The organism is Acidovorax sp. 56 (assembly GCF_002749705.1).
In the GTDB taxonomy this organism is placed as follows: Bacteria; Pseudomonadota; Gammaproteobacteria; order Burkholderiales; family Burkholderiaceae_C; genus Acidovorax.
Genome location: NZ_PEEV01000001.1, coordinates 3408388 through 3422658, shown reverse-complemented (window position 1 = coordinate 3422658; position 14271 = coordinate 3408388). Strand labels below are relative to the sequence as shown.

Genomic DNA, 14271 nt, shown 5'->3' with positions numbered 1-14271 from the left:
CGGGGATCGCACTGCGGGCCGGGCATCAGGTGCTGTCGGCGCAGGCCAGGGCGATTGCGGGTAACCCCTGATTTTCCCACTTTGCGCGCATTGTGTCTGCGCATGCCCTTGGGGCGGGTGGTAGCGCATCCTGGCAAGCCCCCTTCGCTCAGTCCAAAAAGAGACTGCAACCCCCTTGTTTCACGTGAAACACCCCACGCAGGAATCCTGTCCACCCGGTGTGATTCAATGGCACCCATGCCAAACGCCCAACTCCTCATCTTCGCGGGCAGCACCCGCCAGCAGTCCTTTAACCGCAAACTGGCCCATGCCACCGCTGCCATCGCGCGCGATGCGGGGGCCAGCGTCACGCTGCTGGAGCTGTCTGACTTTGACATTCCGCTCTACAACGCTGACCTGGAAGCCCAAGGCACCCCGGCCGATGTGGTGCGGCTCAAGCAGGTGCTGCTCGACCACCCCGCCTGGATCATCTGCTCGCCCGAATACAACGGCAGCTACACCGCACTGCTCAAAAACACCCTCGACTGGGCCTCCAGCCCCATCAAGGGGGACCCGGTGTGGCAAGACGGCACCCGCTCCTTCCGGGGCAAGGTGGTGGGCATGCTCAGCGCGTCCCCCGGTGCGCTGGGCGGCCTGCGTTCGCAAAGCCACCTGGGCCCTTTGCTCACCAACCTCGAATGCTGGCTGGCCCCCAAGGCGTTTGCGCTGGGCTCGGCAGGCAGCGCGTTCGATGACAGCGGCGCCCTGCTCCAGCCCGCCCACCGCGACCGCGTGCGCGCCGTGGTGGACCAGGTGCTGTGGGCCGCAGGCCGCCTGCACGGCGACGCTGCAGGCCCCGCCTGAACGTATTTAAGTCAAAACAAGCCCTAGCGCTTATTTAACAAGCGCTAGCAGCTATATAAACCATAGCAAACCCATGGATTGCCGCCCTGGCTGCGGCGCCTGCTGCACCGCCCCCTCCATCAGCTCCCCCATCCCTGGCATGCCGCACGGCAAGCCTGCGGGGGTGCGCTGTGTGCAGCTGGACGAGCACGCACGGTGCCGCATCTTTGGCCAACCCGATCGGCCAGCGGTGTGCGGTGGGTTGATGCCCTCCGCTGAGATGTGCGGTGCCAGCAACGCACAGGCCATGGCGTATCTGACGCAACTGGAACAACTGACCCAACCAGCCCACCTACCGCAGCGTTGACCTGCAGCGGCTTGGGGCGGGCACAGGCATAAAAAAGCACGCCCAAGGGCGTGCTTTGGTAGCGGCTGGCATGGTGGCAGCAGGAATTCCGCTCAGCTCAGCTTAGAAGCTCTCCCACTCATCGTCATTGCCCCCGGCCTTCGCTGCCTTGGGCGCTGGCGTTGCCTTGGGTGCTGGCGCCGCTGCCTGGGGCGCCGCCAGGCTCGCCGCTGGCTTGCTTTGGGCTGGTGCTTTGGCCGTTGTCGCCTTGGGCTTGCTCAGCGCAGGCCGGGCCGCACTGCTGCCAACGGGCTTGAAGCTACTGGTGTTGCCTGGACGCGGGGCGTTGTAGCTGCTGCTGGCATCGTGGGCCAGTTTGAACACCGCCACGGCGTTGACCAGCTCGCTCGCCTGGCTGTTGAGGCTGCTGGCCGCTGCTGCCATTTCTTCCACCAAGGCCGCGTTTTGCTGGGTCGCCTGGTCCATTTGCGTCACGGCTTCGCCCACTTGGCCTACCCCTGCGCTTTGTTCGCTGCTGGCCGCGCTGATTTCTCCCATGATGTCGGTCACGCGCCTAATGGCCGTGACGACTTCGGTCATGGTGCTGCCTGCTTTGTCTACCAGCAGGGTGCCTTGTTCTACCCGCTCTACGCTGGCCATGATCAGGCTCTTGATTTCTTTGGCCGCTTCTGCGCTGCGTCCTGCCAGGTTGCGCACTTCGGTGGCTACCACCGCAAAGCCTCGCCCTTGTTCGCCTGCACGGGCGGCTTCCACGGCAGCGTTCAGCGCCAGGATGTTGGTCTGGAAGGCGATGCCGTCGATCACGCTGATGATGTCTGCAATCTTGTTGCTGCTGGCGTTGATGCCTTTCATGGTCTCCACCACTTCGGCAACCACTTCTCCGCCTTGGGTGGCAACGGTCGATGCGCTCATGGCCAGTTGGTTGGCGGTGCGGGCGTTGTCTGCGTTTTGGCGCACGGTGGAGCCGAGCTCTTCCATGGAGGCTGCGGTTTCTTCCAGGGCGCTGGCTTGTTGTTCGGTGCGGGCGCTCAGGTCGTTGTTGCCCGAGGCAATCTCGGCGCTGGCCGAGGCCACGCTTTCTGAGTTCTGGCGCACGACGGAGACGGTGCGCACCAGGCTTTGCTGCATGCGTTGCAGGGCTCCGAGCAGTTGGCCGGTTTCGTCAGTGGAGGTGACTTCGATGTGGGCGCTGAGGTCGCCTGCGGCCACCTGGTCGGCCACTTCTACGGCGCGGGACAGGGGGGCGGTGATCGAGCGGATGATGGCAATTGCCAGGAAGATGGCCAAGCCCACAATCACGGCGCAGGCCAACAGAACATCCCGCTGCAGGGCCGAGGCCTCGCCTTCGGCCCTTACACCGGCTGCTTCGGTCGTTTTGCTTTGGTATTCCAGCTGGCTCTCAATCAGTGCCCGGTAGGCTCTCTGGACAGGCCGCAGCTCCGTCTCCAGGTACTTCAGGGCCTCGTCTTTGCGCCCTTCTTTGATCATGGCCAGGTACTGGTCACTCACCCGGAGAAAATTGGCCCGCTCCTGCTGCATCTTGGCCAAGCGGTCCTTGCCTTCTGGCGACCGAATCAAGGTCTCCAGCAGTTTGTACTGGGCGGTCACGGTTTCGCGGGCCGAGGCGATCTGGGTGGAGGCACGCTGGCGCACCTCATCGGTGTCCCAAAGGGCCAGGTTGCGGTACTGGATCGCTTGCTCGTTCACCCCGGAATCCAGGGCGGCCAGGGCTTTGGTCACAGGGATGCGTACACCCACCACGTCGTTCAGGGCCTCCCGCTGGTGGCCAGAGCGCACCAGGCTGATCACACCCAACACCAAAACAAGCAGCACCATGGCTGCAAAGGCCCCCGCAAGGCGCGTCGATATCTTCCAGTTTTTCATAGACTTCTCCCCAGTTTGGAACCCACAGCCGCAGAGGGCGCCGCGTTGCAAACCACGCCGCCCCACTCCAGCCAACTCTGTGCGGAATCTCCGCGATCGGTCCTGTAAAACCCGGCCCTGTGCAGGCTTCTTGTGGCTTCAGCCCCCAAAAGCATTGACACGTGTCAAAAAAATACTATCACCAATTGTTAAAAGATTAACAAAATCACATACCCACAAATACCTTTTGGCCTTTGAACGGAAGGCGCCTGTGGCACCGGGCAACACCCAGGGTTTCCATGGCGCCGTGGCCCGAGGGTTTTGACAAAAAGGCCTGATTGACGACCTGCCTCAGACGCCTTCTCGTCCCCACCCCACCCGTTCGGGCTGAGCCTGTCGAAGCCTTGCACGCACGCAGCAAGCCCTGGCTTCGACGGGCTCAGCCCGAACGGATGCAGGGGTATCTGAGGCAAGTCGCTAATCAGGCAAAAAGGCCGCCTAGCGCCCGCACAGCAAGCGCTAGCAGCTATCAAATCAGAAGCAGATGCGATACCGCTGTCACAAACCCGAGGGGCCGTGCGTCTGACAGGCTCAGACAAGCGCAGCGCGAAGCTCCTTGAGCCCCCCCATTCACCACCCACGCCATGACCCACCCCACCGAGCCCGCTTTCGCAGCACCCACCACAGACCCCTTCACCACCCTGCGCCCCCGCCTGTTTGGGCTGGCCTACCGCATGCTGGGGGTGCGGGCCGATGCCGAGGATGTGCTGCAGGACGCCTGGCTGCGCTGGAGCCGCCAGGACACCGCCGCCCTGCAGTCGGCCGAGGCGTGGCTGGTGACGGTGGTGACGCGCCTGTCGATTGACCGGCTGCGTGCCCTGAAGGCCGAGCGCGAGGCCTATGTGGGCTGGTGGCTGCCAGAGCCGCTGGTGGAGCTGCAGGCAGGCGGGCAACATCACCACACGCCAGAGTCGGCGGCCGAGCTGGCGGGGGAGCTGTCAGTGGCGTTTTTGTACGTGCTGGAGCGCCTGGGGCCGGAGGAGCGCGCGGCCTTTTTGCTGCGCCAGGTGTTTGACTACGACTACGCCGACATTGCCGCGCAGCTGGGCAAAACCGAGGCCGCCTGCCGCCAGCTGGTGCACCGCGCCAGCGAGCGGGTACAGCAAGCGCGCACCCGCTTTGAGGTGCCGCGCACGGTGCACCAGCAGCTGCTGCAGCGCTTCATGCAGGCCGCCCACAGTGGCGACCGCAACGCCATCGAGGCACTGATCGGCGAGGACGCACAGCTCATTGGCGACGGCGGCGGCAAGGTGCCCTCGTTCCCCAAGCCGCTGGTGGGGCCGTTTCGCATTGCCAACCTGTACTGGGCCCTTTTCCGCCGCCTGGGCCCGCAGGCGGCGTACCGCATGGCGCTCATTAACGGCGAGCCGGGGCTGCTGCGCTACGTGGAGGGCCAGCTCGAATCTGCCCAGGCGTTTGTGACGGATGGCGAACGCATCGTGGCCATCTACGCCGTGCGCAACCCCGACAAGCTCACGGGCATTGCCTCCACACTGGGCTGAAGCTCCAGGGAATTGGGGCGTTGGGGCCCTTGCCCCGTCACAAACACGGCACGGGCTGCGTCTTATGGGCATGAACAGGCCACCTGGCCACATTCATGCCCTTTGCACTTCCACCCTAACGTTTCCAACCAAGGACCTGACATGACCTCCAGCACCTCCCACACCGCCCGCCTGCCCTACCACCAGCTGTCTTCCAAGGCCTTCATGGGCCTGGTGAACCTGTCAGACACCATCAAGAAAGGCCCGCTGGGCCTGCGTCTGGCCGAGCTGGTGTTCCTGCGCGTGTCGCAAATCAACGGCTGCGCCTATTGCATGGACATGCACTGGCATGTGCTCGTCAAAGACGGCATGGAGCCCCGCCACCTGAACGCCGTGGCGGGCTGGCGCGAGGCGCCGTTCTTCAGCGACTGCGAGCGCGCCGCCCTGCGCTGGGCCGAGATCCTGACCGCCACGCCGCACAGCGACGCCAGCGATGAAGAGTTTGCCAAACTGCAGGCCGTGTTCAGCGCTGCCGAAATCTCCGACCTGGGCTTTGCCATTGCCATCATCAACGCCTGGAACCTGATTAACGCAGGCATGCGTGCGCCAATCCCGCAAACACCCGTGGTGTAATTTCAAGCCAAATAGGCTGCTAACGCTTATCCAATAAGCGCTAGCAGCTATCATTTTTGAATAAACAAAAGGGCCACCACTCCCCTTGCTTGTGTAGCCTGTCTGACAGCCACGCTGGCGCAAGCGGCCTACAGTGTCCCCACCCACGTTACGGAGACACCCCATGCATTCCATCCCCTCGCTGCAGGGCAGCGTCAGCCCCGAAGAATGGCAACTGCGCTGCGATCTGGCCGCCTGCTACCGGCTGGTGGCGCTGTACGGCTGGAGCGACCTGGTCTTCACCCACATCAGCGCCAAGCTGCCCGAGTCGGTGTCGGGGACTGAGCACCAGTTCCTCATCAACCCCTACGGCCTGATGTTCGACGAGATCACCGCATCCAGCCTCATCAAGGTGGACATGCAGTGCAACAAGCTGCACGACTCGCCCTTCCCCGTGAACCCTGCGGGCTTTGTGATCCACAGCGCCGTGCACGAGGCCCGGCCCGAGGCAGGCTGCGTGCTGCACACCCACACCCGCGCGGGCGTGGCCGTGAGCGCGCAAAAGGGCGGCGTGCTGCCCATCAGCCAGCAGAGCACCTTTGTGCTGGGCTCGCTGGCCTACCACGCCTATGAGGGCGTGGCCTTTCGCGACGAAGAAAAGCCGCGCCTGCAGGCCGACCTGGGCGAGGCCAACTTCCTCATGCTGCGCAACCACGGGCTGCTCACGGTGGGCAAAACCATTGCCGATGCGTTCTTGTCGATGTACACGTTCGAGAACACCTGCCGCATCCAGATCGACGCGCAGGCCGGTGGCGAACTGATTGCCGTGGACCCGCGCATCGTCAGTGGCGTGGCCCAGGCCATGCGCGTACAGACGGGCGGACTGGGCGGTGCCTTTGCCTGGCCCGCACTGCTGCGCAAGGCCCAGCGCGAAGCGCCAGGGTTTGACCACTGAAGCCCACGCACCCAAAGCCCGCCCCTGCGCACAACGCTGCGCCAACGCATACGATGTGCACCTCGTGATTTTTTGACCAGAGGACACAAGCCCATGAAGCTGTACTACTCCCCCGGCGCCTGCTCGCTGTCGCCCCACATCGCTTTGCACGAAGCGGGCCTGGCGTTTGACGCCGTGCTGGCGAGCACCAAGACGCACAAGCTGCAAGACGGCACCGACTTCTACACCATCAACGAACTGGGCTACGTGCCCGTGCTGGAGCTGGACAACGGCGAGCGCCTGCGCGAAGGCCCTGCCATCGTGCAGTACGTGGCCGACCAGGTGCCCAGCAAGGGCCTGGCCCCCGCCCACGGCACCATGGAGCGCTACCGCCTGCAAGAGTGGCTAACCTTCATTGGCACCGAGCTGCACAAGGGCCACAGCCCGCTGTTTGCCCCCAACACGCCCGAAGAGTACAAGCCCATCGTGCGCGAACGCCTGCAAAGCCGCTTTGCATGGGTCGACAAGCAACTGGCAGGCAAGGACTACCTGCTGGGCAGCTTCACCGTGGCCGATGGCTACCTGTACACCGTCTCGCGCTGGGGCCAGTTTGTGGGCGTGGACACCTCGGGCCTGGCAAACCTGCAAGCCTTCAAACAGCGCATGGAAGCGCGCCCAGGCGTGCAAGCTGCCTTGAAGGCGGAAGGCCTTCTCAAGTAAGCGGCAGCCCCCTGAACAGGCCCCAAACAGCGCAGACCTTTGCAAAGAGGCTGCGCTTTTTTTCATGGGCCTGCCCACCAGCGCAGCAGCGCCCCCGCACTGCAAGGTTCCACGTGAAACGCCACTGCGCGCCCGCCCTCCAAGCCCTGCGGTTATCACAAAAAGAGAGCCCTTGTTGATGCATCCGGCCTGCACGTTGGGGCCAGCAGCAGTACGCTTGAGGCCGTTATCCACTGAGTGCAATCTAGATTGCGGAAAGCGCGTCCATGACTTCCCTGTTCGAACCCACCCAAGCCGGTGACATCGCCCTGGCCAACCGCATTGCCATGGCCCCCCTCACCCGCAACCGCTCGCCCGAGGCCATTCCCACCGATCTGGTCGCCACCTACTACGCGCAGCGCGCCAGCGCGGGCCTGATCATCTCTGAGGCCACCGCCATCAGCCCCCAGGGCCAGGGCTATGCCGACGTGCCGGGCCTGTACGGCACCGAGCAACTGGACGGCTGGAAGAAGGTGACCCGCGCCGTGCACCAGGCGGGCGGCAAGATCGTGGTGCAGCTGTGGCATGTGGGCCGCATCTCTCACACCTCGCTGCAGCCCGGCAACGCCCAGCCCGTGGCGCCATCGGCCATCCGCGCCCATGCCAAGACGGTGCTCATCAAAGACGGCGTGCCCACGTTCACTGAAACATCCGAGCCCCGCGCGCTGGATGCGCAAGAGCTGCCCGGCATCGTGCAGGACTACCGCCACGCTGCGCGCAACGCCATTGCCGCCGGCTTTGATGGCGTGGAAATCCACGCGGCCAACGGCTACCTCATCGACCAGTTCCTCAAGACCGGCGCCAACCAGCGCACCGACGACTACGGCGGCAGCATCAAAAACCGCGCCCGCCTGCTGCTGGAGGTGACGCGCGCCATCGTGGACGAAATCGGCGGCGGGCGCACCGGCATCCGCCTCTCGCCCGTCACCCCCGCCAACGACATCGTGGACGAAAACCCGCAACTGCTGTTTGACTACGTGGCGTGCGAGCTGGCCAAGCTGGGCCTGGCCTTCATCCACGTGATCGAAGGCTCAACCGGCGGCCCCCGCGAGCTGGCAGACCGCCCCTTCAGCTACGACGAAATGCGCACCGCCTACCGCACCGCTGGCGGCAAGGGCGCCTGGATGGTGAACAACGCCTACGACCGGGCACTGGCCGAATCGGCACTGGCCCAAGGTGCCGACATCGTGGCCTTTGGCCGCCCGTTCATCGCCAACCCCGACCTGGTGCAACGCCTGCAGCAAAACGCACCGCTCAATGAACTCAACCGCGCCACGCTGTATGGCGGCGGGGCTGAGGGGTATACGGACTACCCTGCGCTGAACGCCTAAGGCAGCGGACCAAAGCAAGAGCTGCGGAGTTTCACACACGCTGAATGAAACTGGCGCAGCCCAAGCCAGGGTCGCCGCGCAAGGGCCGTCCCGCCGCGCTGGCGACGTCCCCCTGCCCGCGAAGCGAGAGCGGGGGGAAGCGGCGAAGCCGCTCAGGGGGGTGAACCTAATCCAATCGGGCTGGGGGCCCGCATCACGATGCGGGTGAACAGACGGTCATACGCCGGGTCGCGCGGACGGCCGTGGGTGAGGGGGTTGGTGTTGGTGGCAAACGCGGCATCCACAGCGGCCCAGTCCTCATCGCTCAAATGCGCCTGTGCCGCAGGCAGCACCAGCGTCTCTTCCAGGCGCATGTGCTCCAGGTAAAAATCGATATAGCGCCCCAGGGCCTGCACAAACGCCTCGCGCCGCCCCTCACCCATCAGCTCCCAGCCCAGCAGCAGGTGCTGCAGCTCCCGCACCGCCGCCTCGCCGCCATCGTGCTCCTGGTCCAGCCGCGCAATCACCTCGGCCACATGGGGTGCGCACAGGGCCACCCGGGGGAAGAGGCACTGCGTCTCTTTGGGGTGGTGCTGGCGTTCGGGAAACTCGTCGATGTAGAACAGCATGGCCCGCGCCACGTCAAAGAACGTGGCGGGGTTGTCCCCCGGGCCTTGGTCCATCAGCAGCCTCAGCGAATGCAGCACCGCAGCGAGCGATGCATGTTCTTCACGGATGATCTGCAAACTGACGGGAGGCATAGGGCAAGCACCGGGGGCGGGTAGACGAATCGGGCGAGAGTGCCACGGCCCCGCCAGCCCCTGCGTGACACAGGTCAACAAATGCCCAGGCATGGGGCCCTGCAGCGCACAAAACGGGGCCCCAAAAAGCAAAACCCCCAACCAGTGGGGGTTTGCAGCAAGGTGGCGGGCCCGCGCACCGGGCGCCCGCCAGTCCACCCATCAGCCCAGCAAAGCGCGGGGGCCCGAGCGGGGCGCAGACAAGCCCTGCGGGGCTGCCACGGCGGCGTGCTGGTGCAGGTCCATGGATGCCGACAGGCGGAACTGCTGCACCACCTGCGACAAGCGCGCAGCCTGCTCACGCAGGGACTCGGCGGCGGCAGCAGACTCTTCCACCAGCGCCGCGTTTTGCTGCGTCATGCGGTCGATCTCGCCCACCGACTGGTTCACCTGGCCAATGCCTGCAGACTGCTCGGAAGCCGCTGCCGTGATCTCGCCAATGATGTCGCCCACGCGCTGCACGCTGCTCACGATGTCCTTCATGGCCGTGCCCGCGTCTTCCACATGGCGCACGCCGCCGTTCACGGCGGTCACGCTGCTCTGGATCAGCACCTTGATGTCGCTGGCCGCAGCGGCCGAGCGCTGGGCCAGGCTGCGCACTTCGCTGGCCACCACGGCAAAGCCACGGCCTTGCTCGCCCGCACGGGCGGCTTCCACGGCCGCGTTCAGCGCCAGGATGTTGGTCTGGAAGGCAATCGAATCGATCAGGCCGATGATGTCGCCGATCTTGCGGCTGGAGGCCGAGATCTCGTGCATGCTGGACACCGCCTGCTCCACCACCGAGCCACCCCGCGTGGCTGTGCTGGATGCTGAGGCCGCCAGCTGGTTGGCCATCTGTGAAGAAGACGCCGTCTGCTGCACCGTGGCCGTGATTTGCGACAGCGAACTCACCGCCGCCTGGGCGTTGCTGGCCGTTTGCTCGGTGCGGTGCGACAGGTCCTGGTTGCCCGTGGCAATCTCCTGGCTGGCCGTGGCGATGTTGCCGCTGGCATCGCGCACCTGCGCCACCAGCGTGCCCAGGCCCTGCTGCATGTCGGACAGGGCGCGCAGCAGGTCGGCCACTTCATCGCGCCCTTCGGCACGGATGGACTGCGACAAGTCGCCCCCCGCAATGGCCTTGGCCACACGCTGGGCCTCGTCCAACGGCTTGCAGATGGAATGCATGTTCAGCAAAGTGAGCGGCACCACCACCACCACCGTGATGATCACTGCCAAGGCAAACAGCCACTTCGTTTGCTCCGAGACGCTCTGTTGCTCGGCCACCGACTTTTGCACCTCGCTGCGCAGCACCTCATCGAGCTGGCCCATCAGCTTGTCGGCCTCAGAGAATTCGGCCACGGCCTTGCCGCTCATGCGGTTGGCGATGGTAGCGGTGTCGTAGCCACCGGCCTCCAGTTGCCGCGCCACATGGGCAAACGCCTCCTTGTAGCTGTCCAGCTTTTTGATGATGTCGCGCACCACCGGGTTGTCCACATCCTCTTCGCCTTCCAGGAACTGGCTGGCCACTTTTTTGGCCTTCTCCTGGCTGTCCAGCCACTTGGCATAGGCGGCCTTCACTGCCTCGGGCTTCTCGTAGCCAATGATCATGTCCTTCTCATGCTGACGAATGGCCCCCATCTCGCCACGCAACTGGGCCATGTAGGACACCTCCTTGAAGGAGTTGTGCATGAAATCCTCGCTCATGGAATAGATGCGGAACATGCCCAACATGCCCGCACCGCCCAGCAGCCCCAGCAAGCCCAACACCACGCCAATAGCACCCAGCATGCGAAAACGGATGGTGAACAGCCGCATGAGCGAAAAGAGATTCATGATTTGTCTTCCTCAAGAGAGATACGCCAACAGAGCCGACGCTGCCAATTTTTTAGTTTACTTTTCTGAAACTATTTGTTGCAGTTTGCCAGACATCGCAGACCTCGGCCATGTGGTTTATCACATGCGCCAGCGTTTGAGTAGCAGGGCATTTGCCATCACGCTCACCGAACTGAGGGCCATGGCCGCCCCCGCCACCACGGGGCTGAGGTAGCCCAGCGCCGCCAGCGGAATGCCCGCCACGTTGTACGCAAAGGCCCAAAACAGGTTCTGGCGGATCTTGCGCACCGTGCGGTGGGAGATGTCGAGCGCCGCAGCCACCAGCATCGGGTCGCCCCGCATCAGCGTGATGCCCGCTGCGTGCATGGCCACATCGGTGCCATTGCCCATGGCCATGCCCACGTCCGCAGCGGCCAGTGCGGGGGCATCGTTAACGCCGTCTCCTACCATCGCCACAATGTGGCGCCGTGGGGCGCTGGCCCCGGCGGTTTTTACATCTGCGACGTTGCCCTGCTGCAACAGCCGTATCTGCTGCGCCTTGTCGCCCGGAAGCACCTCGGCCATCACTTCACCGGCCGCAGGGTCCAGCCCCAGGCGGCGGGCCATGGCCTCGGCCGCGCCCCGGTTGTCGCCCGAAATCATCACCGTGCGAATGCCCCGCGCCTTCAGCGCCGCCAGCGCCTCGCGGGCGCCGGGCTTGGGCTCGTCGCCAAAGGCCAGCAGGGCCAGCACCTGCGGGCCCTCCGGCGCGTCTGTGGAAACGGCCGACACGGTGTAGCCCTCGGCCTGCAAGGCCTGGGCACGTTGCAACAAGCCTTCGCAATCCCCCTGCCCCTGCGCGGGCAGTGCCGCACCCAGCTCCTGCATCCAACGCAGGCTGCCAATGCGCCAGGCCTGCCCGGCCACCGCGCCCTCAGTGCCGCGCCCGGGCACAGCCCGCACCGCCTGCACGCTGTCGGCCGCAGCCACACCACGCTGCTGCGCGGCGGCCACCACGGCACGGGCCAGGGGGTGTTCACTGCCGCCTTGCACCCCGGCCACGGCGGCCAGCACGGTGGTTTCATCAGCGCCCGGGGCCAATTCCAGCGCCACCAGGCGGGGCTGGCCCACCGTCAACGTGCCGGTCTTGTCAAAGGCCACGGTGTCCACCTGGTGCGCCACCTCCAGGGCCTGCACGTCCTTGATCAAGATGCCGTGCTGCGCGGCCACACCCGTGCCCGCCATGATGGCCGCAGGCGTGGCCAGCCCCAGCGCACAGGGGCAGGCAATCACCAGCACCGCCACGGCGTGGATCAAGGCCGCCTCGGCCCCTGCACCTGCTGCCAGCCAGCCCAGCAAGGTGATCAGCGCCAGCGCCAGCACCACAGGCACAAACACGGCCGATACCTTGTCCACCAGCCGCTGCAGCGGCGCTTTGGCGGCCTGGGCGTCTTCCACCAGGCGGATGATTTTGGCCAGCACCGTCTCGGCCCCCACGGCCTGCACCTGCATCACCACCCGGCCTTCGCCGTTGATAGAGCCGCCCGTCAGCCGCCCGCCCACTTCGCGTGCCACGGGCAAGGGCTCGCCGGTCAGCATCGATTCATCCACCTGCGTCTGCCCTTCGGCCACCACGCCATCGGCCGGAATGCGCTCGCCAGGGCGCACCACCAGCCGGTCGCCCACCAACACCTCGGCCACAGACACATCCACCTCGCCGGTTTTAGACAGCAAATGCACCACATCCGGCCGCAGGGCATGCAGCGCGCGGATGGCGGCGGTGGTCTGCCGCTTGGCGCGGGCCTCCAGCCATTTGCCCAGCAGCACCAGCGTGACCACCACGGCCGAGGCCTCGAAGTACAGATGCGGAACATGCCCAGGGTGATCGGTCGGAGCCGTCAGCCACAGCCACATCGACAGGCCCCAGCCCGCGCTGGTGCCCACCGCCACCAGCAAATCCATGTTGCCGCTCAGCGCCTTGGCCGCTGCCCAGCCCGCCTTGTAAAAGCGTGCGCCCAGGATGAACTGCACCGGCGTGGCCAGCGCAAACTGCACCCAGGCGGGCAGCATCCAGTGCTGGCCAAACAGGTCGCCCAACATGGGAAGCACCAACGGCGCCGACAACGCCAGCCCCACCGCCACGGGCAAAAACCCCGCCCAGGGCGAAGCATCCTCAGGCCCGTCACCCGCATCGGCCGCGCGCGGCTCGTAGCCCGCATTGCGCACAGCGCGGCGCAGCTGGGCGTCCATGGCCGATGCCTCAGCGGCCACAAAGGAAACCCGAGCCGACTCGGTAGCCAGGTTCACCGTGGCATCTTGCACACCGGGCACCTTGCGCAGCGCCCGCTCCACACGGCCCACGCAGCTCGCGCAGGTCATGCCGCCAATGCCCAGGTCCAGCGACAGGGCGGCTTCGGCCGCAGGGGAGGAAACAGAGGGTGGGGCGGAGGATGGGGTGGGGTTGGAGGTCGTCATAGGTCAGACAGTAATCCTTGACGCCATGTGAAGGTCAAGGCTTGCGCCATATCAACCCTCTTTTTCAACCTTTTTTCGACCCAGGCAAAACAACCGCTTGACCCTGCCACCATGTGAAGGTTCATGATGGCGCCCAGATCGGTTCCACACCGTTTCGCCCCTTTCATCCTCATTTCACGTTTACCCAGGAGCACACCATGCCCACCACCCAAACCTTCCAAGTCCAAGGCATGACCTGCGGCCACTGCGAACGCGCCGTGACCCAGGCCATCCAGCAAGTCGACCCTGCTGCCACCGTGCAGATCGACCGCGCCAGCGGCCAAGTGCAGGTGCAAACCACCGCCGCACGCGAACCCCTGGCCGCCGCCATTGCGGAAGAAGGCTACCCAGTCGCCGCATGACCACCCCCACCGCCCGGCGGGCCCCCACCGCGCCACCAGTCTGGCCCGTGCCCATCAGCGAAGCCGCACGGTTGGCGGGCGTGTCGGCCCGCATGGTGCGCCACTACGAATCGCTGGGCCTGCTGCAAGGCGTGGCCCGCACCGAAAGCGGTTACCGCCAATACACCGAGGCCGATGTACACACCCTGCACTTCATCCGCCGCGCGCGCGACCTGGGCTTTTCCATGGAGGAAATCGCCACCCTGGTGGCCCTGTGGCAAGACCGCAGCCGCACCAGCGCCCAGGTCAAACGCATTGCACAAACCCACATCGCCCAGCTCACCGAACGCATCGCCCAAATGCAGGCCATGCAGCGCACCCTGCAAACCCTGGTGGGCTGCTGCCACGGCGACGACCGGCCCGACTGCCCCATCCTGGACGACCTGGCCGGAGGCGGTCTGGGTGCCATGGCTGGCAGGCATCAGCGGTGAGTGAATTGCTATTTAATTCATAGCTGCCAGCGCTTATTAAATAAGCGCTAGAGGCCAAAAACACTCAAAAAATCAGCGCCATTTCCCACAACCACCACACCGTGCATGGCAGACTCACAGGCTTTC

General features: G+C 65.2%; 13 protein-coding genes. 9 read left to right on the top strand and 4 right to left on the bottom strand.

Annotation, left to right across the window (positions count from 1 at the left end; genetic code table 11):
* Positions 1 to 237 precede the first annotated feature (237 nt).
* Positions 238 to 843 carry an NADPH-dependent FMN reductase gene (locus tag CLU88_RS15100; protein WP_099658914.1) on the top strand — a complete coding sequence of 202 codons (606 nt, stop codon included), beginning with the start codon at positions 238 to 240 and terminating at the stop codon, positions 841 to 843.
* 73 nt (positions 844 to 916) lie between these two features.
* Positions 917 to 1189: a YkgJ family cysteine cluster protein gene (locus tag CLU88_RS15095; RefSeq protein WP_099657291.1), complete on the top strand. Its 273-nt coding sequence runs from the start codon at positions 917 to 919 to the stop codon at positions 1187 to 1189.
* Between the two features lie 102 nt (positions 1190 to 1291).
* Here CLU88_RS15095 and CLU88_RS15090 read toward each other — a convergent pair whose 3' ends face one another.
* Positions 1292 to 3073 carry a methyl-accepting chemotaxis protein gene (locus tag CLU88_RS15090; protein WP_099657290.1) on the bottom strand — a complete coding sequence of 594 codons (1782 nt, stop codon included), beginning with the start codon at positions 3071 to 3073 and terminating at the stop codon, positions 1292 to 1294.
* Positions 3074 to 3696: 623 nt separating this feature from the next.
* Between CLU88_RS15090 and CLU88_RS15085 the strand changes: the two genes are divergently transcribed.
* The 5 genes from CLU88_RS15085 to CLU88_RS15065 all read left to right on the top strand — a co-directional run bounded on the left by CLU88_RS15085 (position 3697) and on the right by CLU88_RS15065 (position 8229).
* A complete protein-coding gene (locus CLU88_RS15085; protein ID WP_099657289.1) occupies positions 3697 to 4614 on the top strand; it encodes an RNA polymerase sigma-70 factor in 918 nt (305 codons plus the stop codon).
* 141 nt (positions 4615 to 4755) lie between these two features.
* A complete protein-coding gene (locus tag CLU88_RS15080) occupies positions 4756 to 5226 on the top strand; it encodes a carboxymuconolactone decarboxylase family protein (protein WP_099657288.1) in 471 nt (156 codons plus the stop codon).
* A gap of 163 nt (positions 5227 to 5389) precedes the next feature.
* Positions 5390 to 6160: a class II aldolase/adducin family protein gene (locus CLU88_RS15075; RefSeq protein WP_099657287.1), complete on the top strand. Its 771-nt coding sequence runs from the start codon at positions 5390 to 5392 to the stop codon at positions 6158 to 6160.
* A 93-nt stretch (positions 6161 to 6253) separates the two neighbouring features.
* Positions 6254 to 6859, top strand: a complete 606-nt coding sequence (gene gstA, locus CLU88_RS15070; RefSeq protein ID WP_099657286.1) for a glutathione transferase GstA — start codon at positions 6254 to 6256, stop codon at positions 6857 to 6859.
* A 266-nt stretch (positions 6860 to 7125) separates the two neighbouring features.
* On the top strand, positions 7126 to 8229 hold the full coding sequence (locus CLU88_RS15065; protein WP_099657285.1) for an alkene reductase: 1104 nt from the start codon (positions 7126 to 7128) through the stop codon (positions 8227 to 8229).
* A 152-nt stretch (positions 8230 to 8381) separates the two neighbouring features.
* On the opposite strand, the gene CLU88_RS15060 is transcribed toward CLU88_RS15065, so the two are convergent.
* The 3 genes from CLU88_RS15060 to CLU88_RS15050 all read right to left on the bottom strand — a co-directional run bounded on the left by CLU88_RS15060 (position 8382) and on the right by CLU88_RS15050 (position 13274).
* Positions 8382 to 8969 (bottom strand): hemerythrin domain-containing protein, encoded by a 588-nt coding sequence (locus CLU88_RS15060; RefSeq protein ID WP_099657284.1) that lies wholly within the window; start codon positions 8967 to 8969, stop codon positions 8382 to 8384.
* A 201-nt stretch (positions 8970 to 9170) separates the two neighbouring features.
* Positions 9171 to 10820 (bottom strand): methyl-accepting chemotaxis protein, encoded by a 1650-nt coding sequence (locus CLU88_RS15055; protein ID WP_099657283.1) that lies wholly within the window; start codon positions 10818 to 10820, stop codon positions 9171 to 9173.
* A gap of 120 nt (positions 10821 to 10940) precedes the next feature.
* Positions 10941 to 13274: a cation-translocating P-type ATPase gene (locus CLU88_RS15050; RefSeq protein ID WP_099657282.1), complete on the bottom strand. Its 2334-nt coding sequence runs from the start codon at positions 13272 to 13274 to the stop codon at positions 10941 to 10943.
* Between the two features lie 197 nt (positions 13275 to 13471).
* On the opposite strand from CLU88_RS15050, the gene CLU88_RS15045 reads away from it, so the two are divergent.
* Positions 13472 to 13675, top strand: a complete 204-nt coding sequence (locus tag CLU88_RS15045; protein ID WP_099657281.1) for a heavy-metal-associated domain-containing protein — start codon at positions 13472 to 13474, stop codon at positions 13673 to 13675.
* On the top strand, positions 13672 to 14145 hold the full coding sequence (gene cueR / locus CLU88_RS15040; protein ID WP_099657280.1) for a Cu(I)-responsive transcriptional regulator: 474 nt from the start codon (positions 13672 to 13674) through the stop codon (positions 14143 to 14145). Before CLU88_RS15045 ends, cueR begins: the two co-directional genes overlap by 4 nt.
* The last annotated feature ends 126 nt before the right edge of the window (positions 14146 to 14271 follow it).

Excerpts from the sequence above, each read along its gene's own strand:
- CLU88_RS15100 (WP_099658914.1), top strand. The coding sequence starts at position 238 with ATGCCAAACGCCCAACTCCTCATCTTCGCGGGCAGCACCCGCCAGCAG.
- CLU88_RS15095 (WP_099657291.1), top strand. The coding sequence starts at position 917 with ATGGATTGCCGCCCTGGCTGCGGCGCCTGCTGCACCGCCCCCTCCATC.
- CLU88_RS15090 (WP_099657290.1), bottom strand. The coding sequence starts at position 3,073 with ATGAAAAACTGGAAGATATCGACGCGCCTTGCGGGGGCCTTTGCAGCC.
- CLU88_RS15085 (WP_099657289.1), top strand. The coding sequence starts at position 3,697 with ATGACCCACCCCACCGAGCCCGCTTTCGCAGCACCCACCACAGACCCC.
- CLU88_RS15080 (WP_099657288.1), top strand. The coding sequence starts at position 4,756 with ATGACCTCCAGCACCTCCCACACCGCCCGCCTGCCCTACCACCAGCTG.
- CLU88_RS15075 (WP_099657287.1), top strand. The coding sequence starts at position 5,390 with ATGCATTCCATCCCCTCGCTGCAGGGCAGCGTCAGCCCCGAAGAATGG.
- gstA (WP_099657286.1), top strand. The coding sequence starts at position 6,254 with ATGAAGCTGTACTACTCCCCCGGCGCCTGCTCGCTGTCGCCCCACATC.
- CLU88_RS15065 (WP_099657285.1), top strand. The coding sequence starts at position 7,126 with ATGACTTCCCTGTTCGAACCCACCCAAGCCGGTGACATCGCCCTGGCC.
- CLU88_RS15060 (WP_099657284.1), bottom strand. The coding sequence starts at position 8,969 with ATGCCTCCCGTCAGTTTGCAGATCATCCGTGAAGAACATGCATCGCTC.
- CLU88_RS15055 (WP_099657283.1), bottom strand. The coding sequence starts at position 10,820 with ATGAATCTCTTTTCGCTCATGCGGCTGTTCACCATCCGTTTTCGCATG.
- CLU88_RS15050 (WP_099657282.1), bottom strand. The coding sequence starts at position 13,274 with ATGACGACCTCCAACCCCACCCCATCCTCCGCCCCACCCTCTGTTTCC.
- CLU88_RS15045 (WP_099657281.1), top strand. The coding sequence starts at position 13,472 with ATGCCCACCACCCAAACCTTCCAAGTCCAAGGCATGACCTGCGGCCAC.
- cueR (WP_099657280.1), top strand. The coding sequence starts at position 13,672 with ATGACCACCCCCACCGCCCGGCGGGCCCCCACCGCGCCACCAGTCTGG.